General features: G+C 68.9%; 29 protein-coding genes. 9 read left to right on the plus strand and 20 right to left on the minus strand.

Annotated elements, in window-relative coordinates:
• The first annotated feature begins 82 nt into the window (after positions 1-82).
• Positions 83-583: a hypothetical protein gene (locus ABT245_RS43180; RefSeq protein WP_351745843.1), complete on the plus strand. Its 501-nt coding sequence runs from the start codon at positions 83-85 to the stop codon at positions 581-583.
• 726 nt (positions 584-1,309) lie between these two features.
• Positions 1,310-1,846, plus strand: coding sequence for a hypothetical protein (locus ABT245_RS43185; protein ID WP_351745846.1), 537 nt, complete (start codon positions 1,310-1,312; stop codon positions 1,844-1,846).
• A gap of 90 nt (positions 1,847-1,936) precedes the next feature.
• Here the strand turns inward: ABT245_RS43185 and ABT245_RS43190 are convergent, their stop codons facing one another.
• From ABT245_RS43190 to ABT245_RS43285, 20 genes are all read right to left on the minus strand, one after another.
• Complete coding sequence (locus ABT245_RS43190; RefSeq protein ID WP_351745849.1) at positions 1,937-2,836, minus strand: IS5 family transposase; 900 nt, start codon at positions 2,834-2,836, stop codon at positions 1,937-1,939.
• A gap of 14 nt (positions 2,837-2,850) precedes the next feature.
• Positions 2,851-3,702 carry a putative RNA methyltransferase gene (locus tag ABT245_RS43195; protein ID WP_351745852.1) on the minus strand — a complete coding sequence of 284 codons (852 nt, stop codon included), beginning with the start codon at positions 3,700-3,702 and terminating at the stop codon, positions 2,851-2,853.
• 466 nt (positions 3,703-4,168) lie between these two features.
• Complete coding sequence (locus ABT245_RS43200; RefSeq protein WP_351745854.1) at positions 4,169-5,038, minus strand: SPDY domain-containing protein; 870 nt, start codon at positions 5,036-5,038, stop codon at positions 4,169-4,171.
• Between the two features lie 19 nt (positions 5,039-5,057).
• Positions 5,058-5,918: a hypothetical protein gene (locus ABT245_RS43205; RefSeq protein WP_351745856.1), complete on the minus strand. Its 861-nt coding sequence runs from the start codon at positions 5,916-5,918 to the stop codon at positions 5,058-5,060.
• A gap of 34 nt (positions 5,919-5,952) precedes the next feature.
• Positions 5,953-6,798: a DUF317 domain-containing protein gene (locus ABT245_RS43210; protein WP_351745859.1), complete on the minus strand. Its 846-nt coding sequence runs from the start codon at positions 6,796-6,798 to the stop codon at positions 5,953-5,955.
• A 40-nt stretch (positions 6,799-6,838) separates the two neighbouring features.
• Positions 6,839-7,465 (minus strand): HAD-IA family hydrolase, encoded by a 627-nt coding sequence (locus ABT245_RS43215; protein ID WP_502982314.1) that lies wholly within the window; start codon positions 7,463-7,465, stop codon positions 6,839-6,841.
• A gap of 2 nt (positions 7,466-7,467) precedes the next feature.
• Positions 7,468-8,622 carry an MFS transporter gene (locus tag ABT245_RS43220; protein WP_351745862.1) on the minus strand — a complete coding sequence of 385 codons (1,155 nt, stop codon included), beginning with the start codon at positions 8,620-8,622 and terminating at the stop codon, positions 7,468-7,470.
• Positions 8,619-9,812 carry an ATP-grasp domain-containing protein gene (locus tag ABT245_RS43225; protein WP_351745914.1) on the minus strand — a complete coding sequence of 398 codons (1,194 nt, stop codon included), beginning with the start codon at positions 9,810-9,812 and terminating at the stop codon, positions 8,619-8,621. Before ABT245_RS43225 ends, ABT245_RS43220 begins: the two co-directional genes overlap by 4 nt.
• A 99-nt stretch (positions 9,813-9,911) precedes the next feature.
• Positions 9,912-10,238: a hypothetical protein gene (locus ABT245_RS43230; protein ID WP_351745864.1), complete on the minus strand. Its 327-nt coding sequence runs from the start codon at positions 10,236-10,238 to the stop codon at positions 9,912-9,914.
• A 14-nt stretch (positions 10,239-10,252) separates the two neighbouring features.
• Complete coding sequence (locus ABT245_RS43235; protein ID WP_502982315.1) at positions 10,253-11,476, minus strand: MFS transporter; 1,224 nt, start codon at positions 11,474-11,476, stop codon at positions 10,253-10,255.
• A complete protein-coding gene (locus tag ABT245_RS43240; RefSeq protein WP_351745866.1) occupies positions 11,473-11,955 on the minus strand; it encodes a regulator in 483 nt (160 codons plus the stop codon). The genes ABT245_RS43235 and ABT245_RS43240 overlap by 4 nt, the downstream gene beginning before the upstream one ends.
• Positions 11,952-12,812: a winged helix-turn-helix transcriptional regulator gene (locus tag ABT245_RS43245; protein WP_351745869.1), complete on the minus strand. Its 861-nt coding sequence runs from the start codon at positions 12,810-12,812 to the stop codon at positions 11,952-11,954. Before ABT245_RS43245 ends, ABT245_RS43240 begins: the two co-directional genes overlap by 4 nt.
• Before the next feature lie 46 nt (positions 12,813-12,858).
• A complete protein-coding gene (locus tag ABT245_RS43250; RefSeq protein ID WP_351745872.1) occupies positions 12,859-13,281 on the minus strand; it encodes a hypothetical protein in 423 nt (140 codons plus the stop codon).
• A 13-nt stretch (positions 13,282-13,294) separates the two neighbouring features.
• Positions 13,295-13,747 (minus strand): hypothetical protein, encoded by a 453-nt coding sequence (locus tag ABT245_RS43255; protein ID WP_351745875.1) that lies wholly within the window; start codon positions 13,745-13,747, stop codon positions 13,295-13,297.
• Positions 13,744-14,217: a MerR family transcriptional regulator gene (locus tag ABT245_RS43260; RefSeq protein ID WP_351745878.1), complete on the minus strand. Its 474-nt coding sequence runs from the start codon at positions 14,215-14,217 to the stop codon at positions 13,744-13,746. Before ABT245_RS43260 ends, ABT245_RS43255 begins: the two co-directional genes overlap by 4 nt.
• A gap of 296 nt (positions 14,218-14,513) precedes the next feature.
• Positions 14,514-15,248 carry a hypothetical protein gene (locus ABT245_RS43265; protein ID WP_351745880.1) on the minus strand — a complete coding sequence of 245 codons (735 nt, stop codon included), beginning with the start codon at positions 15,246-15,248 and terminating at the stop codon, positions 14,514-14,516.
• A 25-nt stretch (positions 15,249-15,273) separates the two neighbouring features.
• On the minus strand, positions 15,274-15,966 hold the full coding sequence (locus tag ABT245_RS43270; protein ID WP_351745883.1) for a hypothetical protein: 693 nt from the start codon (positions 15,964-15,966) through the stop codon (positions 15,274-15,276).
• Positions 15,967-15,984: 18 nt separating this feature from the next.
• Entirely contained in the window at positions 15,985-16,461 is a 477-nt protein-coding gene (locus tag ABT245_RS43275) for a hypothetical protein (protein ID WP_351745886.1), read from the minus strand.
• A complete protein-coding gene (locus ABT245_RS43280) occupies positions 16,458-17,090 on the minus strand; it encodes a DUF4913 domain-containing protein (RefSeq protein WP_502982316.1) in 633 nt (210 codons plus the stop codon). Before ABT245_RS43280 ends, ABT245_RS43275 begins: the two co-directional genes overlap by 4 nt.
• 145 nt (positions 17,091-17,235) lie before the next feature.
• Positions 17,236-17,991, minus strand: a complete 756-nt coding sequence (locus tag ABT245_RS43285; RefSeq protein ID WP_351745889.1) for a DNA-methyltransferase — start codon at positions 17,989-17,991, stop codon at positions 17,236-17,238.
• A gap of 482 nt (positions 17,992-18,473) precedes the next feature.
• On the opposite strand from ABT245_RS43285, the gene ABT245_RS43290 reads away from it, so the two are divergent.
• The 7 genes from ABT245_RS43290 (at position 18,474) to ABT245_RS43320 (ending at position 25,589) form a co-directional block, all read left to right on the plus strand.
• Positions 18,474-19,571, plus strand: a complete 1,098-nt coding sequence (locus ABT245_RS43290) for a C40 family peptidase (protein WP_351745892.1) — start codon at positions 18,474-18,476, stop codon at positions 19,569-19,571.
• Between the two features lie 96 nt (positions 19,572-19,667).
• A complete protein-coding gene (locus ABT245_RS43295) occupies positions 19,668-19,979 on the plus strand; it encodes a DUF6112 family protein (protein ID WP_351745895.1) in 312 nt (103 codons plus the stop codon).
• A complete protein-coding gene (locus ABT245_RS43300) occupies positions 19,979-20,659 on the plus strand; it encodes a hypothetical protein (RefSeq protein WP_351745898.1) in 681 nt (226 codons plus the stop codon). The genes ABT245_RS43295 and ABT245_RS43300 overlap by 1 nt, the downstream gene beginning before the upstream one ends.
• A gap of 18 nt (positions 20,660-20,677) precedes the next feature.
• On the plus strand, positions 20,678-22,018 hold the full coding sequence (locus ABT245_RS43305; protein ID WP_351745901.1) for an SCO6881 family protein: 1,341 nt from the start codon (positions 20,678-20,680) through the stop codon (positions 22,016-22,018).
• Between the two features lie 56 nt (positions 22,019-22,074).
• Positions 22,075-23,547, plus strand: coding sequence for an SCO6880 family protein (locus ABT245_RS43310; protein WP_351745904.1), 1,473 nt, complete (start codon positions 22,075-22,077; stop codon positions 23,545-23,547).
• Between the two features lie 52 nt (positions 23,548-23,599).
• Complete coding sequence (locus ABT245_RS43315) at positions 23,600-24,055, plus strand: DUF6238 family protein (RefSeq protein WP_351745906.1); 456 nt, start codon at positions 23,600-23,602, stop codon at positions 24,053-24,055.
• Positions 24,056-24,074: 19 nt separating this feature from the next.
• Entirely contained in the window at positions 24,075-25,589 is a 1,515-nt protein-coding gene (locus ABT245_RS43320) for a putative type IV secretion/conjugal transfer ATPase (RefSeq protein ID WP_351745908.1), read from the plus strand.
• Positions 25,590-25,681: the final 92 nt, after the last annotated feature.

The raw sequence follows: 25,681 nt of genomic DNA on the forward strand, positions 1-25,681 counted from the left end.
AAGACAAACAAGCCCTCGATCAAGTAGACATGGACGAGGTCAGGACCTGGGGAATTACGTGACGCCAGGGCCGGGGAATTACGTGATCGTTCACAAGGAGTTCGAGGAGGCCATCGCCGCCCTGCTCTCCCACCTGATCGCCCGTGCCAAGTCGCTGGCCGAGCAGTGGTGGCGGGAGACGGCTCGGCCAGCCATCGAGTCACAGCGAGCGAAGATGAGTGATCGTCGTGCACGTCGCAAGGCGCAGAAGAAGGCCGCGATCATCCAGGGGGCCGTCGTGGAGCCGCCGCAGGACATGGTCCCTGCTCCGCAGGAGAATCGGCCGAATATGTCGAGCGCCGAGGCCCAGGCCCGCTACCTCGCGGCCCTCGCTGCTCGTGCCTACAGCGACGAGCAGCTGAGATTGGTGACGAACGCCAACATTGTGGACGCCGCAGGCATCGCGGAGTTGAAGCGATCGCTGGCAGAACTCCCGCCTGAGCGGGTGAAGGGGCTCCTCGATGCGATGGCGACGAACCCGTCGCTGCTGAGCGAGGAAACGCTGGCAGAGCTCGCGAGCCTTCTGGGGCGCCGAGCCCTCTGAGCGTCCCGGTCAGCCGATGCTCGGTCCGCCTCGGCCAGGACCTTCGTGCCCGGGAGCCCGGTCTGCTCGTTGCTGGCTGCGCCGCAGCCGGTTCGCCCCGGCGTTCGGGGCTGGTGCATCGATGCCCAGCCGGCCCTTGCCGGTATCGATAGACCGGTCGCCGGAGGCCCTGCCGGCAGGCCCTCGATCAGGATGGTGGCGCGTTGGCGCGCGACCGGGTGCAGCTCGGTCTGAGCCAGGCGCTCGAGCACGACTGCGGGGTCCACCAGCTGCGCCTTGACCTATGCCGAGCCCGCGACTATGCCGAGAGGGCCGTCGGCAAGCGTGATCGCGGGCTGTGCGGCGGCTGTTCTGCTTGGCATAGTCGACGGTGGGGAGGAGGTATCCGGCCCAGGGATTCGGGCCCTGCTTGCGGGCGACGAGACTGCGTGCCTGGTCGGCGGGCCAGAGGTCGATCCGATAGAGGAAGTCCTCGCCGGGGCCGCCATTGGTGTCGACGGCCGGTGGGCCAGAGGGGACGTAGGACACTCTCGGCGCCGAGTTCCTGGCCTCCACGAGCGCAGACATGACCCGCTTCGGCACACCCGACCGCCTCGCCGGGCCAGCACAAAGATCGGACTCATTCATCTAGGAGGCCCTTCGTCGGGATTCGTCAGCCCCTCACATCATCGGCGGGCTACTGTACGGACACGACGCACTGCCCACTGTCACCTGAGGAGAAATCCTGTGCCATCGCCCTGCGACCCCCAGCATGCTCCGGTCGGGGATGTGGGCGCAGCGCTCATGATGATCGATTCCCGGCTCAAAGCCATCTCGGATAACAAGACCCAGCCCGACGCCGAACAACAAGCGCTGACTGACCAGATCACGGCGTCCTTGGGTCCCAGCGGAGTCGATGACCTGCTGGACGGCGCGTGCACGCTCATCTACATGTTCATGCAGTGGCTGCGGATGACCTACTCGGCCCATGGCAAGGACGTCATCGAGTGCGTGGTGCCCAACCTCGTGGCCACGATGCGCATGATGCCCAGGAGCGTCCGTCCCGAGACCATCCCCACCACGGCTGGCTTGCTCATCGCTGCAGGCACCGACTTGAGCCCCAACCTGTGGCGCAAGCAGTACGGATACTGGACCGAGGACGAGATGAACCCTTTGGAAGCCACCGCCTTCCTCCTCGCGGAGCACATCAACCAGCTCACCGACGACCGCGACTTCGCCACCCGCCTGATCATCGAAGCTCTGTCCGTAGCGGACGAAGGCTGACCAGCAACCCTCCATCTGCTCAGCTCTTTGAAACATGAGCATTTCACTTGATCGCTGAGCAAGATGGTCGGTCACACTAGGCCCTGTCTCTCAACTTCGTAGCCAGGCGATGACCGCCGCCAGCACGGCTGCAGAGCGATAGACGATCGCGAGTTTGTCGTAACGGGTGGCCAGGCCACGCCACTGCTTGAACAGGCTGAAAGATCGTTCCACGACATTCCTGCGCTTGTAGGTCTCGGTGTCCAGAGCACGGGGTCGTCCGCCGCTGCGGCCCTTTCTCCTTCGGTTGGCCCGCTGATCGGCGCGCTCGGGGATCACAGTGCGGATGCCACGGGCCGCGAGGTCTGCACGGACCTGCCTGGAGGAGTACGCCTTATCTGCGAGCAGAGCGTCCGGTGCGGTGCGCGGCCTGCCGCGGCCGAGTCGCGGGACCCGGATGTCGCCCAGCAAGAGTGGGAGGACCTGCGCGTCGTGGACCTGCCCCGGAGTGACTACGACGGCCAGCGGGCGGCCGTCGCCGTCCACGGCGTGATGGATCTTGGTTGTCAGGCCCCCGCGGGATCGACCTACTGCGTGGCCCGCTAGCTCGCCCCCGGTAGCAGGAGCTTCGCTCTTACCGCGGCGGGTGGCAGCGCCGGTGTCCTTCTCCGGCCGGGCCGTGTTCGTGGCGTGCTGGTGGGCCCGGTTGGTTGTCGAGTCGACCGAGACCGTCCAGTCGATTCTGTCGATCGAGTCCGCCTGGGCGGTCAACTGCGCCAGAACCGTGTCCCAGGTGCCGTCAGCCGCCCATCTGCGATGACGCTTCCAAACCGTCTGCCAGGGACCGAACGCCTCATGGGGCAGATCTCTCCAGGGGATTCCGGTGCGGTACTGGTAGATGATCCCTTCGATGATGCGACGGTGGTCGGCGAACGGACGCCCTGCCTTCCCTGCATTGCGGGGAAGGCAGGGCGCCAGGCGTGCCCACTGCTCGTCGGTCAGCAGGCGCATGCTCCCGCTCGTGGTCACCGAGGCTGGTATGCGGTGGCCAGCACGGAGATGGTGACCCGATCGGGCAGGAAGCCGTGATCGTTCAGGTCTGCACGGCTCACGTGGCGTGCGCTCGGCGTCATCGCCACTAGGTCCAGGACATCCAGCCTGGACAGGGTCGCGGGGTACTCCACCTGTTCGGTGACAACGACCTTGAAGAACGGGCCCAGCGCCCGGTGCAGGCGCTGCTCCTTGACCGGGTCGACTGCGACCATTGCAGGCAACCGGCCGCGCAGCTCGGCCAGGTGCCGCCCGGTGGGATGGACCACGATCAGTCGGCCGGTCGAGCGCAGCACGCGGTGGAATTCGGCCGGGTTGCGCGGGGCGAACACGTCCAGCAAGACATCGGCCACCCCGTCGGCCAGCGGGAAGGGACGGAAGACGTCCCAGGCCACCGCGGCGGCCCGGTCGTGGGCACGGGCTGCCGAGCGCAGCGCCCGCACCGAAGTGTCCAGACCCAGACCACGGGCGCCGGGCAGCTGGTCGAGCACGCCGGCCAGGTAGTAGCCCGTACCGCACCCCACATCCACCACCGTGGACTGCTCAGACACGGCGCCGACCGCCAGGCGGGCCCCGACTTCGCGGATGGGCGCGTAGGCGCCGGTGGACAGGAACCGGTCCCGAGCCTGGACCATGGCTGCGTCGTCGCCGCTGGTGGCGCGGGTGCCCGTCAGCAGACTGGCGTAACCGTGGCGGGCGATGTCGAAGGTGTGGCCCACCGGGCAGCGCAGTGCGCCGTGGTCGGGGTGCAGGTGGCGTGTGCGGCACGTTGGGCAGCACAGCAGGTCGAGGGACAGTTCGAGGGCAGGTGGAAGCGACACGGGCACGAGGCACTCCTGGCAAGGGGGAAAGGGAAGAGACCGTGCCTGCACGCGCACTCGGACCGTCACTGCTTCAGAAAGGAGCGGGCAGCGTCGGGAACGTGGTTCACGCAGCAGGCACGCCAAGGAGGGCGACGCCGTCGGGCATCGCCCTCAGCGCCTTCCGATCACAGGAAGCAGCAGTGCGGGGTGCTCATGAATGCCACGTCATGAGTCTACGAGCTTCGTTGAAGCCCCCCGTACCCCACCGGAGTTGGGAGACACGGCCTAGCGTCGAAATCGCACGAGCCACCAACGTGCCATGGACGAGCGTGCGCGGTCCACGGCTTCGTGCGCCGGGGATGCCGCAGCCGGGAACTGACCCCTCAGCAAACCGGGGCCGTCCGCCGGAATTCCTCGCTCGGGGAGGGGGCCCACGAGATCGCCACGGAGTCACCGGGCCAGGGAAATTGCAGTGAACGAGGGCCTGGACTCAGCGGCTGGATCCGGGCTGGGCTGGACGGCTGGTGGTACTCCAGCGCGGGACGCTCGTGGGGAGGGCCGTAGCCGAGCGGCGGGTGGCGGCGCGCTGGATATCGAGCGGAGTCGGGACCGGCGGACGGGGCGGGAGGATAGGGGTGAGCTGCGCCATACCCGCGACGTAGCTGTAGGTGTCCTCTCTCCACCGGGGCAGCGGTACGGGGTCGCTGACGCATTCGGTGATGGCCCCGATCAGGGCGACGGGAGTGTCTGTGCTGGCGGTGACGTACCAGAAGGGGCGGTCGGCGGAAGTGCCGGCCCACAGGTGCCAACGGGCATCGCGGGTGGTCAGTTCCGCTTTCGCGTCGAGGTCGCCGGTGGTGAACTCCAGCCAGGCCAGGCCGTCGGGCGAATGGATCGCGGCGACTCCCCGGCGGGGGTGGTCGAGCTGCCAGCCTCGCTGGAGGAGCGGGACGACAGCGAGGAAGGGCTGTCGGTGCTCGCTGATGGTGTCGGGGTCGGCGAGGTAGGCGTCCGGCCCTTGCTCGTACGCCTTGGCGAGCGCCGTGGTAAAGGCGGTCACAAACTCCGTCGGGCACGTGTCGTTGAAGCAGACGCCCCAGGTCGGCGGGGCGAAGGAATCCTTGTAGGCGTTGATACGCCACAGTCCGTCATCTGCACCCTCGGGGAGGAAACCGAGGCGGATTGTGTGGTCGGGAGCGTGGACATACGCGTTCGCGAGATCGTCGTGCTCAAGGTCCCAGCCGAGTTCGAGCAGAGGAGTGAGGGCTGGGTCGCCGATCCCTGTGGCTGTGGCGAGGTAGCGAGGGGAGACGTAGACGTCTCCGTCGTCGCTGGGCGGGCGGTGTTTGTCGGGGGGCATTCATGTCCTGGGGTGCGGGTCAGCGGGTGCGAGGGGTCCCCGGGCGGGTAAGGGCTGGGGCGGGTTTCGGCGTGCTGGGTGCGGTGGAGACGTGGCGGCGCAGTGCGGCGCGTACGGCCTTCTCCTGTTCCTCAACGGGGCGTTGTTCGAGCTGGACCAGGGCCTGGGCAGTGGAATGGGCCTGGCCGAGGGGCGAACCAGCCGGGAGTCCGGCGATCTGGGCTGCGGCTTCCGCTTCGATCACGGCGCAGTATTCCGAGGGGATCCCGAGTAGGTCGGCCGCGTGGGACCGCGCTCCTTCGAGGACCTGTAAGGGAGTGAAGTCGTCGTTCAAGCCGTCGGCGATCATGTCGAGAAGTAGGTGGGTTGCAGACCGCAACCGGGAGCGGAAGTCGGGGTCGGTCAGCCAGTACCCGTTTGGTTCCGGCGGCTTGCGGTGACTGCTCCGGGACGGTTGCTTCGGTGACGCCTCCTGTGGCGGCTTCATGTCCTGGGGGAACCAGAGCGTGAGGTACTGCTCAATCGCCTGACGCAGCTTGGTGGTCGCGGCGCCCTTCCACGGCGGTTCTTTGCGCTCGTGCCAGTCACGTATGCAGGCGTAGCCGTCTCGCCCGGGCTCTCGGCCGATAACCATGTCGCGGCTGCGGAAGGTGTCGTGGTCTGCGAATTTCAGGATCGCCGTGTCGAGAACTCCCCGCTCGGTGTGAAGGATCTGAACACGCAGCCCGTCGTATTCGCCAACCGTGATGGTTCTGGCGAACTCGATGCGCATGAGCAGGGGCGATCCCGGCTGAGGGGTGACGTAGTAGGCATCGCCGACGACTCTGCCGCCGGCGAGGTCGAGATGCTGGGTGAAGAACTCTCCAGCGTGGAGGGCCATGTTCGTGTCCTTCCGCAGTCCAGAGCGAGTGGGTTCAGCGCCGGGGCCCAGGGCGGGCTCTGGCCGGCTTGGGAGGTGCGGGGGTACTGGTGCTCCATCGCCGCACGCTGCGGGTCGTGGGCTCGGCCGGGCGTTCGGCTGAGGTGGCGCGCTGGATGTCGAGCGGTGTCGGGACGTGCGGGCGTGGCGGTTTGGCAGGGATCAGCTGGGCCAGGTCCGCGAGCCGCGGGTGCAGCATGTTCCTGGGCCGGAGGACAGGCGTGGGGTCGACGAAGGCAGCTGCTGTAGCGGCGATCAAGTGCCTGGGGGTACGCGCGGTGAAGACGACTTCGGCGCGGGTTGCCCAACCAGGCGGTCCGGACCACAGCGTGACCAGCTCGGCGTCAGCGCCCATGCTGAAGACGTCGATACTCGCTCCCGCCAGCCCGTCCGGGGAGACGATCTCCAGGATGCCGCGCGAGAGGGGCTTGCGTTCCCAGCCCGCGTCGAGCAGAGGGCGCACTGCGGACGTCCTCGACGGCCCGGTGAGGAAGGTGGTGCTGTCCGCATTCCATTCCGCGGCGAGGGCTCGGGTGAGTTCCTGGACGATCTCGGGGGGTGTGTTCTGGTTGATGCGCGCGGACCAGCGCGGTGGGGAGACGGCATCGTCGGCCGCGCTGATCTTCCATACGTCGTAGTCGTCTCCGAACCAGCCGATGCGGATGCGGTGGTCCGGTGAGGTGATGACGAGCTGGCACGGGCCGTCGTCGGGGTGGTGGTGTGGCCAGTGAGCTACGGGCTCGAAGCTGGGGTCTGCGTGTCCGGGCAGTCCGGCGAGATAGCGAGGGGAGACGTAGACGTCTCCGGGGTCGGGGATGAGCGGGTCGTCGTGGGTCGGCACTCGTCTCCTGAGAGGGAAGCGTCGGTGGGAAGTCAGCCGGTCAACGGATGAGGGCAGCTTCGAGGTGGGAAATCTGACCGGTGTAGTGCAGGACGCGCAGGCCGAGGCCGCGGGCTGCGGCGCAGTTGTCGGCCCTGTCGTCGATGAACAGCACCCTCTGTGGATCGCTGACGCGGGTGGCGTCCACGGCGTGGCGGTAGGCAGCCGGGGCGGGCTTACACATCTCCAGTCGGGCCCGGTACAGGGCACGGGTCATCAGCCGACGGCACCAGTCGGTGGTGTCGAGAGTGTCGCTGAGCGGGTGGGGTGCGTTGGAGAGCAGGACCATGGGCAGTCCGGCCAGGTGGGCGTGTTCCAGGACGGCGAGGACGCGGTCGTCGGTCCTTGTCCACATCGCTGTGTCGGCAGTGCGAAGTGCGCGCAGCATGCGCGGGCCGGGGTGGCGACCCAAGACCTGGGCCCAGAACGCCAGGTCGCTCACCTGGCCGGCGTCGTACGCCCTACGCGCGGTCCAGAATGCGGTCTGGAAGGTGGCGACATCGTCGTCGGGCCAGGCGGCCAGGTGTGCGAGGTGGTTCCATTGCTCGGTGCTGGGCTGCAGGCCGATGACGCCGTTGTAGTCGAGGATCACCGCATCGGGGACGGTGCTCGGGGGTGTGCTGGTCAAGGTCAGGGCTTCTCCAGAGCGCGGGGGGCGAGGGCGGCGACGGCCGCCGCGAGCAGGGCGGGCAGCAGCAGCGCGGTGGACAGGGTGACGACGACAGCCAAGGCCCCGATGAGTGCGGGCCCTGCAAGCAGACCGAGGTAGCCGATGACGGCGACCGTCGCCAAGGCCCTGGGGCCGCCGGCTCCAGCAGCGGTCATGAGTGAGGGGACAGTGATGGACAGACCCAGGCCGAACAGCGCCCATCCGGCGAGCGCGACGGGGGTACTGGAGGTGACGACGCCGGTCGTGAGCCCGGCCGCGGCCAACACCGCCCCGGCACGGATCACGGTGGTGGAGCCGAAGCCAGCGGTGAGCCGGTCACCAGCGAGCCGGCCGATGGCCATGGCCCCGCTGTAGAGAGCGAACGCGGCGGCGCTGACCGCCGTCGAAGCATCCAGGCTGTGGAGGTGAACCGCGGCCCAGTCGGCTGCGGCTCCCTCCCCCAACAGGCTGGCAGCCGCCAAGACCCCCAGCAGCCATACTCTTCCGGCTGTCAGCCGGGGCGGCGGCGCCTCGCACTGTCTGGAGGCGACGGGCGCCAGCGGTTGATCGGTGCCGCTCAGCGTCCGGGCAGTCGGCGCCAGCGCGAGGAAGGCGCCGGCCAGGACGAGTCCGGTGACGAGAAAGAGCAGACTGTGACCAGTACGGGCGGTGACAGCGGCCAGCGCGGCAGCACCGAGGGCACCGATCGAGTAGGCGGCGTGCAAGGAGGACATGATGGGCCGGCCGTAAGCGGTCTGGCACTGCACGGCTGCCGAGTTGACGGCGACGTCCAGTACGCCGTGCGCCATGCCGAAGGCGAGTGCAGTAGTGAGCAGAGTGGGGAGGCTGCGGCACTGGCCGAGGAGTGCGAGGCATCCGGCCAGGCTCACGGCGCCGACGCTGATCAGGATGGGCAGCCGATCGAGGTGGGCGAGGCGGCCTGCGGTCTGCAATCCGGCGACCATGCCGAGCGCGGCGGCCAGCAAGACCACGGTGAGTTGTCCGGTGGTCAGGTGGGCAGTTTGCTGGATGGCCGGCATGCGGGCGCCCCACATGGCCATGACCGTCCCGAGGCCGAAGAAGTAGCCGGTCAGCAGGGCGCGGCTACGGCGGGCGGCAATGGTGGGAGACTTCACGCTGCCGGGCGGACCTGGACGGTGAGGGTACGAGCGGCCTGCTCGGCACGGGCTCGGGCGTGCTCGCCGGTTGCCGCGGTGGTGATCAGGTAGCCGATCCTGGCGGTGAACAGGTGGCCCCCGTCGGCGGGCAGGATCAGGTCGTCGCCGGGGTGGTGCTGGAAGTGGATCGTCTTCAGCCACGGTGGGCTCACGCCGTCGAAGCCGAGTCTGGTGAGGGTGCCGGAGGTGTCGGGGTAGATGAGGTGGATCGCTGCGGCCGAGGACCGAGTCGGGGCGAGGTCGGGGGCGCGGTCGCAGGCGATGTCGGCGGCGGCTCGCGGCAGGTCGATTCCGGTGGCGAGGTGGACGAGGTGGCCGATCATGTCGCCGGCGAGGCGCCCGTTCACCTCGATCAGACGGGGGCGGCCGTCGACCAGGCGCATCTCGATGTGGCTGACGCCATCGGTGATCCCGAGCGCTTGGATCGCTGCCTGTGCTGCGGGGGCGACCACGTCCAGGAGCGGATCGCGTGCGTCGACCGAGTGCGCCAGCTCCTCAAAATGAGGGGGTGCGCTGACAGACTTGCGGGTCACCGCGACTGCGGTGGTCTCGCCGCGGTAGGTGACGCACTCGACCGATACTTCGGGACCGTCGAGGTACTCCTCCACCAGCACGCTCGTGCTCTCCGCTCCCACCTTGGCCGTGTGAGCGGCGACCTTGTAGGCGGCATCGAGGTGTTCGGGAGTGTCGGCGCGGATCACACCGATGCTGCCCGCATGTGCGGCGGGCTTCAGTACGACCGGGTAGCCGATCCTGTCGGCCGCGGTTGCTGCCTCCTCGCTGGTGCGCACGCTCACGGAGGCTGCCGACGGGACGCCGTGACGGGCGAACAGAGCCCGGGTCCGGGCCTTGTTGCGGCATGACTGCATCACGTCCGGCGAGGTGGTGGCCAGACCGAGCTGGCGGGCCAGACGGGCGACCGGCACCAGATACCACTCGGTCCAGGTGAGCACCCCGGCCAGCTCGTAGCGGTCGGCTAGTGCTCGGCCCGCCGCCGTGAGTGCTGCCTGGTCGGTAGGCTCAGGCACAACCACGCAGTCCCGGATGAACGGCACCTCCCAGGACGGTTCTTCACTGGTGATCAGGACGACGTCGTAGGCGGCAGCCACGGATTCCAGGCAGTAGCGTCGGTACCCCTCGGCATCCATGTCGGCCGCGGCCACGACCAGGACAACAGGGCGGTCGGACAAGGTGAGGACTCCTTCGAGAATCGGGGGGACAGACAGAACGGTGTTGGAGTGCAGTGGTCACGGGCTGCGCCGACGGCGGACCTCGATCGCCGACGCCCAGCCCGGGTGCTCGGCGAGCAGCCGCCGCGCGTACAAGGCGGTGTAGTTGTTGTTGAGGCCCGTCACTCCGTGCGGGTGGCGCCAGCGCAGGGCCTCGAAAAGGGCCTTCAGCCCGACTCGCGGTGCACCAGCGGTCAGGCGCTGGATGATGAGCTCTTCTAGAGCCCGGTACACCCACGGGTGTGCCGCGTCGAAGGCATGGAACTGCTCGGTGATCGTCGGCCGGACCTCTCGGCACAGCGGACGGCCGGACGCAGGCGGTTCTTTCTGGAGTGAGGCGGACATCGGGGTTCCTCGGGTTATGCGGGCAGGGCGGGGAGGGTGCGCAGTCGGGCGAATGTGATCGCCAGGGCGAGGGCCTGCAGAAGGGCTGCGGCGGTGATGGTGTGTCCGAGCTGGGCGAGCGGCACCGCAGCGACGAGCAACCCTGCGGCCGGGTACGGCGCCAGGAGCAGCAGGATGGTGACGCCAAGGGTGCTGCCGAAGACCTTGGGCGGGATCAAGTGCGACCGCAGGGTGCGCAGAACGACGGTGAGGCCCCCCTCGCCGACCATCAAGACGGCGATCAGCAGGAGATACTCGCGGTAGGTGTCGGCTTGGGCCACCGCTAGCGTCGCGCCCGCGGTGACGGCGGCGGACACGGCGCCCACTCGCCACAGGCCCCATCGGTCGATCGCGGACCGAGAGGCCGTGACGACGAGCAGGGTCGCGAGTGCTGCGGCCGACCAGATGAACCCGGCATCCGCGCTGGAACGCCCCAACTCCCCTACTACGACAATCGGTACGGCTGCCTGCAGCACGGCGACCGCACTGTTGGAGACGATCAGGCCGGCCACCAGCCACGCAAGAGCCGGCAGCGAACGGAGCGTCGCCCAGCCCGTTGTCAGCCCGTGCCAGGCCGAGATCGAGACTGAGTTGGGCGGTGTTACACGCTCCCGGGGTGCGAGGGCTGCAGCGAGGAGGGAGCAGCCGGCGAGCGTGGCGAGCATGACGGGCGGTCCGCCGTGCTCCAGGAGCAGGCCGGCGACAGCGGGACCGGCGAGGGTGGCGGTCTGATCGATGCCGAGCAGGACGGACTGGACTCGGTGGGCCCGGGCGCCGGCCTTCCGGCTGGCCTCGCCGCCCGTGGTCTCGGCCGAAATGTAGCTGAACTCGCTGAGCGTGCCTGTGGCGGCGGCGAGCAGCATCACCGCGACCGTTGCCGCAGGAGCACGGGAATCCAGCGCGTCCAGGACGAGGGCGGCGGTCACAGCGACCAGGGTCCGTAGGAGGCAGGCGGCACGGAAGGTCCTGGCTGGGCCGTAGCGGTCGACGAGGGTGCCGGCGACCGTGAAGGCGCCGATGCGCGGAATCCACTCCAGTGCGAAGGCGAGCCCTGTCAGGGAAGCCGAACCGGTGATGGTCAGGACCAGCAGGGGTATGCCGTAGCTGGTCATCGACAGCGCGGCGGCGTCCGCACCTCTTGGAAGATAGATCCTGCGAAGAAGGCCCGGTGCTGGCCGTGCGGCTTCGGTACGTCTCACGCGGCGGCGCCGTAGCCGCTGCGGGCCGACCGCAGCTGGTGTTCGGCTGTCCACTCGGCCAGGAACCGGTGAAGGTCGGCGAGTTCGGCATGCGCCTCGCCGCCCCCAGGGCTGTGGTCTGCTCCCTTGCCGGCCAGCAGGGCAAAGGTGTGCCGGATGCGTATCGCGAAGTCGCAGAAGCGGGACGGATAGTGATGATGCCGTGCCCAGCGGGCCGTCGCGTCGTAAAGGTCGGCGAGAGCCTGGCCGGGCGGGGCGAGTCCGATTCCGCCGTGCGAGCGGTCCAGGAGGCCGAGGGTATTTGCCTGCTCGATCGCCTGCCGTATCTGGTGCGGGGACAGGTCCGTGAGCGTGCCGGCCACCGCTCGCGGTGGTATCGCCCCGTGGGCGTCGATCTCGCTGACCAGGCGAATCAGGCCCGGCTGGGACAGTGCCGTGGAGGCATACTGGATCTGCTGGTGGGTGAGTGAGCAGGTCATCGGCGGGGTCCTCCGGCCGTCAAGGCGGGGCGGGGATGGCTCGGCGCGGGGTGGGAGAACAGGTCGCGGTGCTGCCAAGCAGGCCGCCTGGTAGGCGCCGTCGCTGCGGGGACGAGCGGCGCGGGCGATGCCGGTATGCGGGTCTGGTGGCTGAGCCATGGACGGGCCTGGCTCGGCGTCGCGTCGGGTTCCGGACGTCCCCACAGCGGATGCCTCGCCGCGTGGTCCATCGGGCGCCCCGCCGCCCACATCGACAACGCGCCCAAGACGCCGGCAAGGGCGTTGCCGCCGCGTGAGAGGCGGTAAGGCTGCCCCTTGCCCGCAGTCTCCACCAAGCCGTCGTCGATCAGCTGCCGCAGCGGTGGGTAGACACTGGTCCACCTGCCTCCGGGCATCACGATCCGGCCGAGGGCTCGGGCGCTCGCTTCCTGACGGATCTTCAGTGTCCAGAGAATTGCGGGGACTTGGCGCCTGGTCAGCAGGACGAGGCTGTCCTCGACCTGTTCGATCTGCGACAGTGGCTGGGGAGGCTGTTCCAAGTGCTGATCCGCCCACGTGGCGATCACCGGCACGACGGGCAGCAGGTGCCGGCCACGCCGGGTGAGGCCGTAGGTGACGTGCCGGGGGGAGTACTCCGTGCGTTCGGCCAGCCCCGCGTCGCACAGCGAGCGAATCTTGGGGTGCAGCTGGCTGTCGGGGAGATACGGCAGCTTGTCCGCGATCTGCGTATAGCGCTGCGGAGGCTCGTTCAGGGCCAGCAGGATCCGCACGTTCCAGCGTGGCGTGATCATGGTCAGGGCTTCGGTGACCCGTGCGACATCGGCATCGGCAGCGGGTGGCAGACCGGTGGTGGGCAAGGAGATGACTCCAGACGAGAGACGGACGGGGGAAGGCCCAGTCGGTTCAGCGGCCGGGCGCAACTGCCGCGGCCGGCAGGGGCTTCGCAGGCATGGAGGAGGCCGCGGGTCCGGCCACAGGCGCCTGGATCTCAGAGGCCGCGACCCGGGCGAGGCTGTCCAGGACCGCTACGGCCGTCTGCGCCTGGGTGTCGCGCACGGCGACGGCTTCGGCGAGGCGGCGGGCGCAGTCGAGGACGTGGACTACGTCGTGAGCGTCGATCTCACGGTCGGGCTGGACAAGGTGATGGAGCCGGTCGCAGTGAGCGGTGATGCTCTGTTCGGCGAAGGCGAGCGTGCGGTGACTTCCGAGAAGAGCCGCGAGCATGCCGGGCGGACGTTCCTGGGCCGCGGCGTCGAGGTCAGCGAGTGTGGCGCCGTACAAATCCTCGATTCGCGCCGAAATGTCCTGGGACGGCAGATGAGTCAACAGTCCGAACCTTTCACGGTCGGATGCTGGGGGCCCGAGGCGTCCCGGCAGGCGCGGGCGCCGGGACGGCTCCACCTGCTGGCAGTGTGGTCGTGACGGCCCTGTCCCCGACCTGAGTGGGCCGGGCTGGCAGCTGGTGCGAGGGCGCAGCGCGCAGCAGGTCGCCGAGAACCGCCCGGTAACTGTCGCGGGCGGAGAGGAACGCCTCAAGCAATTGCGCTTCGTCGCGCAGCTGCTGTGCGGACAGTTCGTCCATCTCCCCGGTTGGACCAGTGACAGCGTGGACACGGTCACGGATCCGAACGATCTGCTCCTCGACCACGGCAAGGAAGCTGCGCAGTTCTAGCGCCAGCGCGAGGGCGGCACAGGTGCCGTTCCCAGCCGCCTGATACAGCTCGGCGACCGGTGCACCGAACACCTCTTGCAGACACGCGTCCTGGCTGCACGGTTTGTCACGCACGCTCACCGAGCCGCTCCACGGGGGGACGCGGTCGAAGTGACGGCCGGGCGCACCGGCGGGCTGGTCGTCACAGCCGGGCCTCGTCGGGCGGCCGAGGCTTGACGGGCCCGGCGTTCGGTGGCCAAGTCCTGCTTGCCGCGGGCCTGCGGGTCCAGCTGCCACAGCAGGGCCTGAGCCCGATTGTCACGGCCGGTCACGGCGTCCTTGACCCGGTCGGTGAGGCCCGTAAGGAGTTCATCGGTCTCGGCCGGCTGCTTCTGCAGCGCGGCGATCAGGGCCTCCTCAGCCCGGTCGAGCGCTGCCTGGGACTCGTTGAGCAGCTCGTGCCATCGCACGACGTCGGTCGCCTCAGGATTGGCGTCGGGAGCCGCGGCGACCGCGGATTTCAGATCGCTGAGGCTCATGCCGAAGCGCTGCTCGATCTGCTGAGTGATCAGACCAACGACGTCGTCGGTGTCGTTTATACCGTGGGACACGGTCGAGGAATCCTCTCTCAACGCAGAGGCAAGAGCCGTTAAATGCAGGCTGCGGCCGGAACAGGGGCCTCCACACCCTGAGTGGCCATCGGGGAATGTGCTGCCGAGAGCGCGGCAGATAACGTGGCTCGGTCGCGGGGCATGCGGAAGTAACCTCCGGAACAGGGAACGGCATTCGAAGGATTGGCCCCTGGGGCTCTCAGCCCTTCAAGGCCGTATAAGCGTCCACGGATTCACCGGTTTGGCTAACCGGCAATGTGCGGCTATATTCCGGCCCGCCGACCGAGATCTGAGGGTTATCGCGACCGGCCCGGCGGGCGCTGCGCAGCGGTCGACAGCGGCGCTGCAGCAGCAGGCGTGGGCCGAGTACTCTTCTGGGCAGGCGGCAGCGGAATGTCACCGCCCCTCAGGCGGTCGCCGCACCACTCGACGGCTTCCGCGTAGGTGCCGAACCCTCCCTCGCGCAGGGTGTAGGTCAGGGCCTTGCCGTCGGTTTCGCTGGTCTGCTCGTGGAGCACGCGGAACGGGGACGGGTCCTTCTCGTCGATCGCGCGTAGGATCACCACGATTTCCATGGCTTCTTCGCAGGTGTAGCTGGCCAGGAGGGCGAAGTGGTCCCCGTCGCCCATGAGGCGCTTCTCCAGCGCACGGGTCTCCTCGTCCGCCGGGACGGCCGGCATCCGGTCCGGTAGCAGAGCGATGGCGTCGTGCGGGCAGCCGCGGGCAATCAACCAGGACTGGGCCATCGCCGGCAGCGGCAATCTGCTGTAATCGAAGTCGAAGGTCCTGGCCTGTGGGTCGCGCTGGATACTGAGGGCGACGATCCAGGATGTGCCAGGGTGGTCCCAGGTGGCTGCAGTGTCGACCAAGACGTAGTAGCTGGCTGTTCCGTCGGGCTGGTGGTGCTCGGCGAGCGGGACGAGATCGAGTTCTTGCGTCTCGATCGCCAGCCAGAACGCTTCGGCGGTGGGTTCGTCGGCGGGGGTGAACCCTTCGAGCCGCAGTTCCAGTTTGGGCGGTTGCTCGGTCATTGGGCCTTTCGTCGGCGGGTGCTGGTCAGCGCGGGGCACGCGTGTTGCCGGGCCATGTGCCGGGCCGCGGAGACGGCGGGGCGGGGACTGCACTTCGGCGGGCGGCCAGAGCTCTGCGGCCAGCGTCGGTCAGTGTGACGGGCTGGCCGGTGTGTTTGGGATGGTCCGTGTCCCGGCTGACCAGACCAGCGGCTTCGAGCCGCTGGAGATGGGCGTAGCGGATCCGGGTGCCGGACGCGGTGGCAACGGACATCCGCCCCGTCAAAAGGTGTTCGTGGACTTTGGCGCCCCGGGCGATAGCCAGCAGTGCCGCCTGGTCGGCGGCGGAAATCGGCTGTCGGCCGTCCGGCTGGGCCTGGCGGGTGGCGGCCTCGATCGGCTCCAGCACATCAAGCACGCGGTGAGCCACAGTGTCCCGGGCGCTGACGGCATCCTGCAGCTGGTCCACTGTGCGGTCGATCCGTTGGATCAGGGCTGAGTCGACCGGGAACTCTCCCCTGCTGAGCCGGTGCAACAGCGTGCGCTGGAAGATCACCGTCGTCTCGGCCTGGGTCAGCTCGCGGTGCACGTCCACCAGACGGGCGTGCCCCTTGTCGAGGACACCGCGGTCACGGAGATCCCAGAGGGTGTCGATATCGAGGCCGGTGGCAGCCTCGATGCGGTCGTCGAGTGAGGAGACGACACGCCGGACACTTCCCGGCTCGGGGCCAGAGGACATTGGCGGGTCCTTCGCGGTTCAGCGGGTGCGTGCATGCGAGGCGCCAAGTGCGGGGCGCGGCAGGCCCGGCGCCGCGGTGATCGGTGGCCCCGGCTTGGGCACGAGGCCACGCGGGATGAGCTGTGGCGAGCGGGAACGGGCGGCGTGAGTCCGGGCGCTCAGCGGGCGGTGGGGCAGGCCCAGCCGCTGCCCCACCGTGTCGTAGACGTCGTACCGGGCCCTGGGCCGGACCGCGAGCACGTAGACCTCCTTGTGGTGGGCCGATGTCTCTGGGGCCGGACGCAGTGCGTACACGACGCGCCACTCCTTGCGGGAGTCGACGACGAGCTTGCGGTAGCCCGTCAGGTCGCCGGTCAGCCTGGCTCCGAACAGGTCGGCGTTCACCACATCCTGCAGCTGAGCAAGCACAAGGTCGCGTATGTCTCCTGGGGCCTGAAGGAGATCGGTCAGAGCACGCGGATCAAAGCTGAGCCCGAAAGCCGGCCTGCTGCTCATGACGTCGGCCGAGGCTCACCGAAACCGGTATCCCCGGCCTCGGAGTCATCCGACTTCTCTGCGCGGTACGAGGATGGCGGCCCGGGCAGGAGCCGATGGGCCGGGCGCTCCGACGAGGTCATGCACGCCGACAGCGGACCGCCCGGGGCGCGGACGGCCGCCATCGTGTGGGTGAGGCAGTCTCGGTGCCACAGCAGCATCCCGGACTGCCCGGCTTCGGGGTCCTTGTGCTGCTGGTAGGAGAGCCACAGGGCGTGCAGCCAGGCCACAACATCGGGGTGTTCCTGCCAGTGCAGGCACCACGGCGCCGCCGTGGTCACCTCGGCGCCGTACACGGGCAGGAGGAAATCGTCGACCCAGTCCGTCAGGCCGTCGAGTTCGTCCTCGTACTCCTCGCCTTCCAGCTCCAGGATCGGGCGCGGTTCGGGCGGTGCCTCTGGCATTGGGCCGCCCAGCCCCGGCATGCCGAACGCGGCGAAGGGTGACGGGGCGGAGCCCGGGTGGTCGAGCTGCCGGGCGGACTGCTGCATCAGCTTCCGGACGCTTGCCTCTACCCCTTCGAGGTCGGAGTCCGGCACCCGCACGGGCTCTGGCCCTTTCTGCTGAGCAGGGTCTATGGATTCGGGCATGAAGTGATAGGTCTCCTTTGAAGGGGGGAAGAGGTGGCCGGCAACGGCAGTGAGGCAGCTGTCGTCGGCCGGGAACGTCTCCAGCAGCCGTGGTCCGGTAGCCGCCTCCGGTCTCAATACGGCGGAAATGGGCGGACGTTGAGCGTCAGGCTGTCAGGACCAGATCGTCCTGGGTCAGGGTCTGGCGCACGGTCTGCGCGAGCCGGTCGGCGGCGATGGCGGCGTAGTGACGGGTCTTCTCGACGCCGATGAAGTGACGGGCCTCAAGCAGTGCGGCGACGCCTGTGGAGCCCGAGCCGGCGCAGAAGTCGAGCACGGTCCCACCCGGCGGAGAGATCTTGACCAGCTCACGCATCACCTCGACGGGCTTCTGGGTGATGTGCTGGCGCTTCGCACCGGACGGCTGCGACGCGCTGTAGAGACCGGGCAGGTAGACGGGGTTGCGTGCGGCGTCGATGGGACCGTTGGAGGCCCAGACGACGAATTCGCAGTTTTGGGTGAAGCGGCCCTTCTGGGGTCTGGCCTGTGGCTTGTGCCAGACCAGCACTCCACGCCACAGCCAGCCCGCCGCCTGGATGGCATCGGTGGTGATCGGCAACTGGCGCCAGTCGGTGAACAGCAGCGCGGTGCCTCCGGTCCGGGTGAGCCGCTGGGCCTCGGTCATGATCTGGGTCAACCAGAACCCGTAGGAGCGCTGGTCCATGTTCTCGCCGGTGAAGTCCGCGAGATCGTGGCCGGCGTCAGAGGAGGTGTACTTCTGCTTCGCGGTGCGTGACGTACGCTCCTTCGCCGTCCGACCGCCGGAGTTGTACGGCGGATCGGTGATGACGGTATCCACGCAGCCGTCCGGCAGTTTCGCTAGGACGCTGAGCGCGTCCCCGTGGTGCAGGGAAAAGGGCAAAGGGGTACCCCGATTCGGGTAGGGGAAGGAACAGTTGCCTCGCGCGGTAATGCCCTGCGGGCTGGAGCCGGGCGTGCAGAAGCCCGCGGCCACAGACCAGGACAGCGAAAGGGAAGCCCCAAAACTGTAGAGGCGAAACGCCGGTCGACCAAAAAGTAGGCCAGTACCGGGCGAGCAAGCCCCACTCTCGCGCCGACTTTTTGGCCGACCGGCGTTCTGGGTCTACTGTTTTGGAACCGCCCGGCACGCGCCGTCGGCCTATTACTTCTTCCCTCCCGCCTGGGACGGTTCTCCTCTGCCCGGTGCCTGGGACAGTCCCCGCCTGCGCACCGAGGCGAGCAGCACGTCTTCGCACCTGATCACCGTTCTACCCCTCGTCCGCGTGCCCCTCGTATGCGCAGGCGGAAACTACCCCTCAAGGAGCCGCGTGTGACGTCGCGTTACTGGCCGCAATCCACTACCGGACGAAGGCCCCGCACAGGTTGAAAGGGCTTGCCGCCGGCATCGGCATCATCGTCCTGACCCCCTTCCTCCTCGGCGGCGCGGCCATCATGATGGCTACCTCTGGCGACGCCGCTCAGCGTCTGAACGCCGCCGACCTGTGCCTGCCCGGCCTAGACATCGATGCCGTCGCCCAGCAGGTGACGGGTCTCCTCGACGGCACGGACGCCTCCGACATACGTGTCGAGGGCCTGGATTTGCCGGGAGAGCAGATCCCGAACGCACAGACCATCGTGGCCACCGGCATCGGCATGCGCATCCCCGTGCGCGGACAGATCATCGCCCTCGCCACCGCCTTACAGGAATCCCGGCTGCGCAACCTAGGTGGCGGCGACCGCGACAGCCTCGGACTGTTCCAACAACGGCCCAGCCAGGGCTGGGGTACCGCCCAGGAGATCCGCGACCCAGTCCACGCCTCCGAACGGTTCTACGAGGCGCTGACCATGGTGAGCGGATGGCAGCAGATGACGCTGGCGCAAGCAGCACAGGTCGTGCAGAAATCCGCTCATCCCGCCGCCTATGCACGCTGGGAGCCGCTGGCCACCGCACTGCAGAAGGCCATCGCTGCCACTTTTCCCAGCTCCGGCCAGAGCGACGAGGTACCGTCGCTCACCGGCTGCGCTCTGGACGGCTCCTCGTTCGGGCCAGTTCCCGAAGGCGCCGTCCCCGCGGGCTACGAGATCCCCGAAGCCACCGATCCGCGGGCACGGGCGGCGATCACCTGGGCGTTGCAGCAGCTCGGCACGATGTACCAGTGGGGCGGTTCCTGTACCGCGCCGCGGGGCCCGGACCCGATGGGTCGCTGCGATTGCAGCTCGCTGACGCAGCAGGCATACGCACACGCTGGCGTCGCGCTCACCCGCACCACCTATACGCAGGTCAGCGATGGTAAGGCTGTTTCACCCAGCCGGCTTCGGCCCGGAGACCTGGTCTTCAGCCGCGGCAGTGCCGCGCGGCCCGAGCACGTCGGGCTGTATCTGGGCGAGGGACTCGTCATCGAGGCCCCGCGCACCGGCAAACCCGTGCGGATCACACCGCTCAAGGACTGGGCCGTCCTCGCCGCCCGACGGGTCATCTGACCGGGCCCCTTCATCGCGCCGCCTCCTGCCTCTACTCCCGACCGTCCCCTTTGCCGGGCCCTCGGGCCTGTTCACGCAAGGAGCCTCGCCATACTCATGACCACCGTCGCCGACCGCATCCGCTACCTCGCCTACGACCCGGGCATCACCCCCAAGGGGGGCGGCCTGCCGGGACTGTCCGTGCTGAAGAACGTCGTCAACAGCATCAATCTGTTTGGCATCGTGGCCGTCGTCGGTGCCCTTGCCGTGTCGCTCGCCGTCTGGGCCTGGGGCCATCACAGCGGTGGTCACCAGGCCGAGGCCAACGGGAAGAAGGGCGCAGTCGTCGCCGCCGGCGCCGCGCTCGGACTCGGCGCTGCCAACGGCATCGTCGCCTTCTTCTCCGCCCTGGGGTCGCAGGTCCGTTGATGCGCCCCCGCCTCATCTCCCTGTCCGGCTACGGCATCGGCTGGTCGGCGAAGCGACGCATGGCCCTGATGGTGCTCATCCTGGCCTGCCTGCTCGCCATAGCCGGGGTGACCGCCTATCTCACCCAGCCAGATGGCACCCCACGCTCTTCCAGCCGCCCCGCACCGATCGTGCCCACACACCCGGCGCCGTCACACAGCCCGCAACTGCCTGCGACGGAATCCGTGGACAAGCCACCGGATGTCTCCGAACCGGTCCAGTTCGCCCAGGCGGCAGCCCAGATGCTCTGGACCTACGACACCCGCACCGCCAGCCAGGCACAGCAACTCGCCGGCATGAAGGCGTGGATGACGGACGAGACCGAATACAGCGACTGGGAGTCCGTGGCCGCGCAGGTACCGGACCCAACCCTATGGTCGCAAATGGCCGACCAGAAGCAGCGTGCCGCCGCGACCGTTACCGAGGCCCACTACCCCGCCGCCTTCCAGCAGGCCCTTGCTGACGATCCCCAGGCGATCACCGAGGCATACATCTACGCGGTGACCGTCACCGGCAAGCAGCGGATCACCTGGGCCGACGGCGGCAGTGGCGCGGAGGGCCGGTCCATCACGCTCGCGGTGCAGTGCAGGCCCTCACGCGACTGCTCACTCGTCGCCATCGCCCCGTACACGGCACCCTGACCGAAAGGCCCTGATCTCATGGGGTTTTGTGACCTTCCCCTCGCGGATGCGGTCTGTGCCGTGGGGCAGGCCGTCGACTTTGCCTCCGACCCCGGCAAGGCGATCGGCGACTGGATGGCCAAGTCCGCCGGCGAACTCGCCGCCGCCTCGGCCGATCTCGCTGCCAAGGCCGTCGACTCCACCACTGCGATCGACCTGAACGCACCCTGGTTCCGCGACAACTACGCGACCATTCTGCCGATCGGCTTGGTGGTTCTCGTGGCCACCTTCTGCGCACAGCTCGTCCGTGCCGCACTGCGTCGCGACGGCCAGGCCCTCACCCAGGCATTCTCCGGCACCGCCTCCGGCGCGATCTTCGCTTTCGCCGCCATCGCCCTGACCACCGTGGCGATCGACGTGGTCGACGCCCTGTCCGCCGGACTCCTGGCAGCCTCCGACCTGACGATCGAGACGGCCGTGCGTCGCATCGTCAAGATCGGACAGCTCGGCGCGCTCTCCGGTCTGGGCTGGCTCGTCATGGTCTTCGCCGCCCTGAGTACCGCCATCGGCGCATTCCTCTACTGGTGCGTGATGATGGTCCGCAAGGTGGGCATCCTGGTGCTCGTCACCTTGGCCGTGTTCGCCGGGGCAGGAGGCGGCTGGGAAGCCGCACGCCGCTGGCGCCGAGGCTGGATCGAGGCCACCGCCACCCTCGTGGTCTCGAAACTCCTGATGACCATCATCTGGGTCCTCGGTATCGCCGCGATCGGCAAGACGGAAGCCAAGGACGGCGTAGCAGCGCTCGCCGACGTCCTCGCAGGCATCGTCGTCATGGTGCTGGTACTCCTGTGCCCGTACGCCACCTTCAAGTTCGTCCACTGGGCAGCAGAAGGATCCGACGGCGAGACACTCCACCGCGCCGGCGGCGCCGGCATCCAGATCGCCCGCCAGCACGCGGAACGCGCCGGGCGCAAGGCCGCCACCCTGACATCCACCGGCGGAGCAGCAGCCGTAACCGGTGCGGACGGGATCTCCGCTGCCGGCAGATTCCCCGGCGACATCGCCCCAAACCCCGCCGGCAATGACAGCGACGGCGGCCAGAACACCCCGGCCAGCAAAGAGGGAGATTCGACCGCGCAGGGCACAGCGACGACCACTCTGCACAAGACGGTCCGCCCCACTCCGTCCCCCGGCGACGATACCGGCAGCAGACAAGTACTCGGCGACCCCGGCATGGACACCACCCCAGACGAGACCAGCGGATGGCCGTCCAATGCACCCACCACGAGCCCGCCGCCACAGGGAACACCACCCTCCACCGGATCACTCACCGACGGACACGGCGGACCGATCCACCCGGCACCGCCGACCGCTCCCTGATAAGGCAGACGCCCTCCGCCCACCCAGGATCCCACCCGCGCCCCAGGACCTGCCTCGTGTCTGATCTCTCCGCCGCCCCCGTGACGGTGAAATTTCCCCACCGCTCCCGCCGCGGCATTCTCCTCGGTCTCTCCCTGCCCCAGGTCGTCCTCGTCGCCTTGGCGTTGGCGCTGCTCTTGGTGACCCTGGTCGCCACCGGGCTGCTCGGCGCTTTCGTGCTGACCCCCTTGTGGGCAGCGGTGGCCGCTCTGCTCACGGTTCGCCGGAACGGCCGGACCCTCGTGGACTGGGCGCCTATCGTCGCCCGCTACGCTCAGCGCCGACACGGCGGACAGACTCTCTGGCTCGCCCGACCGGTCACCCGCCCACGCCAGGACGGCCTCCTGCACCTGCCGGGCAGCGCCGCATCCCTCCGCGTAGTAACGCCCGGCGACTCCGCCAACGGCGCCGCGGCAGTCCACGACCCTCACTACCAGACCCTGACCGCCGTCGCCCGCGTCACCAGCCGCGCCTTCGCACTGCTGGACCCTGCCACCCAGAACCACAACGTGTCCGGGTGGGGCCGGGCGCTGGCAGGCATCGCCCGCACCGGCCACGTCGCCGCCGTGCAGGTCCTGGAACGCACCGTCCCCGACTCCGGGGACACCCTCGCCCGCCACTGGACCCAGTACGGACACGCCCACGTCCCGGTCGCCGGACAGATCTACTCCGAGCTCGTCACCTCCGCCGGCCCTGCCGCCGCCCCGCACGAGACCTACCTCGCCATCTCCCTGGACCTCAAGGCAGCAAGACGCCTCGTCAACCAGGCCGGCGGGGGACTCCCCGGCGCCTTCACCGTCCTCCAGCAGACCACCGCCGCCGTCGCGCAGGCCGTTCGCAACGTCGGCCTCATGGTGACCGGGTGGCTCAACGCCCGGGAGATCGCCGCCGCCGTCCGCACCGCCTACGACCCGGCCGCGCTCGGTGCCCTGCAGCAATGGTCACCCACTGGCCGGGCCGAAGCTGATCCCGCCGCGGCAGGTCCCGTCGTGCAGGTCGAGGAATATGACCGGCTCGCCACCGACACGGCCCGCCACACCACCTACTGGGTCGAGAATTGGCCGCGCACCGAAGTGGGCGCGGGGTTTCTCCATGGGGTGATGTTCACCGCCAGCGTGCGCCGCAGCCTCTCCCTCGTCTACGTGCCGCAGACACTGGAGTCCGCCCTCCGCGACATCCAGCGCCGCAAAGCGGCCATTCTCGCCGACGCCAGTGAACGGGCTCGCCGCGGCCAGGTCGACAACGAGGAAGACTCCGTCGAATACGCCGACGTCAAACAGCGCGAGCGCCAGCTCATCGCCGGACACGCCGATGTCGCCCTGACCGGCCTGGTCACCATCACCGCCGACACCGATGCGGCCCTCGACGCCGCCTGCACACAGATCGAAACCGCCGCTGTCGCCGCAGGCGTCGACCTGCGCCGCCTCTACTACCAGCAGCCCGACGCCTTCGCACTCGCCGCACTGCCCCTCGCCCGCACCGCCCTGTGAACAGCTCGGCCCCCCGAGAATGATGCCCGGCGGCAGGAAGGACCCATCCTCTTTGACTTCTCATCCGCGTCCGGACGACGCCCACCCCTACCTACGCGCCGCCAGTGCCGGCATCCGCCACCACACCCGCGGCCTGACCCGGTCAGCAGAAACGTCAGCAGTGGTCGCCGACCGCGTGCACCTGGACGTCCTGCACGCTCACCTGACCGCCCTGCACCAGCTGCTCGACCAGCTCGCCGCCACCACCCGTTCACCGCATCCCGCCGCGGGCCGACACCTCGCGACCGCCCACACCCGGGTGTGGCAGGCCACCGCGGCCGTACACGATGCCTTCCATCTCCTGCCCTCGCCTTCGGCGACCACAACCGAGTGCCCCCCCGAGCGGCTCCCGGAAGGCCCGCCGGTCCTCACGATCTGCCACCGCCACCTGTCCGCCGGCCACGCGGTGCGCCGCAAGACCACCCCCACCGACCTGACCGGCCCGCACACCACCGGATGTGTGCGGTGACCCGGGCAGTGGACACCCGATGAACCACCGGTCCGCTCGCCGACCCGGTCGGGCCTCCGCCAGCCCTCTGTTCACTCCACACGGCACCGACCGGGCGAACCGTAAAGCAGCCCGGCGACAACTCGCCGAGGCCGCTGCCAAAGCCCGCGCCGGATCCAGCGCTCACAGCACGGGACTTCCCAGGACCGAGCTTGGCATGCCCACGGCCGTCTACCCCGCTGCCGGGCGGCCCGGGCCTGCCTCCGCACGCGGAAATCGCCTGCGCCTGCCGGCGCACCGCATGACCACCGCCATCGCCGCCGGCGCCTACCCCTTCCTCGCCGAAGGAGGGCTCGGCGCAGCGGGCATCTACATCGGCCGCGATGTGCACGCGGAGGCGGCCTTCACGTACGACCCGTTCGCCCTGTACGGGAAGGTCGACGGGTTCACCAATCCGAACGTGCTGCTCGCCGGGGTCATCGGCCAGGGCAAGAGCGCCCTGGCGAAATCCTTCGCGCTCAGATCGGTGGCTTTTGGCTATCGCATCTACGTCCCGTGCGATCCCAAGGGCGAGTGGACCACCGTCGCCGCGGCGCTCGGTGGCACCTCGGTGGCTCTGGGGCCCGGGCTTCCCGGACGGCTCAACCCTCTGGATGCGGCCCCGCGGCCCGAATCCATCACCGACGCTGACTGGGCGGGGGAGATCCGTAAGCGCCGTCTTCTGCTGCTCGGTTCGCTCGCCCGGACCGTCCTTGGTCGCGATCTCAAACCGATGGAACATACCGCCCTCGATGTCGCCCTCGATGGCGTCGTCACCCATGCCACCAACCGCAGCCGCACACCCCTGTTGGGCGACGTCGCCGCAGCCCTCAACAACCCCGCTCAACTCGACGAATCAGCCGGGATGATGTCCGGACGGCTCGGGGAGGCGGCCCGCGACCTCGCCCACGCCATGCGCAGACTGGTCCACGGTGACCTGGCCGGCATGTTCGACGCCCCGTCCACCGTCGCTTTCGATCCCGCCTCGCCAATGCTCTCCATCGATCTCTCCCGGCTGGGCGGCTCCGGCGACGACACCGCCCTCGTCCTCGCCATGACCTGCGCCTCCGCCTGGATGGAATCCGCCCTCACCGACCCCGACGGCGGCCGGCGCTGGATCATCTACGACGAAGCCTGGCGCCTGATGCGCCACCCCGGCCTCCTCCAACGCATGCAGGCCCAGTGGAAGCTCTCCCGCGGACTCGGCATCGCCAACCTCCTCGTCATCCACCGGCTCTCCGACCTGCTTACCGCCGGCGACGCAGGATCACAGGGCCGTGCTCTCGCCGAGGGCCTCCTCGCCGACTGCTCCACCCGCATCGTCTACCGCCAGGAAACCGACCAACTCCAGGCCGCCGCAGCCCTCTTGGGCCTGACCTCCGTGGAAATGGACGCCATCGCCCACCTCAACCGCGGACGCGGCCTGTGGAAAGTCGCCGGACGATCCTTCATCGTCCAACACCTCCTCCACCCCCACGAACTCGGCCTCTTCGACACCGACGCCCGCATGCACTGAAAGGTCCGGGAGTTCGCGCCTTCCGCGCCCCTGATTCCCATGAACCCAAGGATGGAGTCCCGATGACGAGGGTATCCCCTCCCGGGGTTCCG

Source organism: Streptomyces sp. NPDC001508, from assembly GCF_040298665.1.
Lineage (GTDB): Bacteria > Actinomycetota > Actinomycetes > Streptomycetales > Streptomycetaceae > Streptomyces.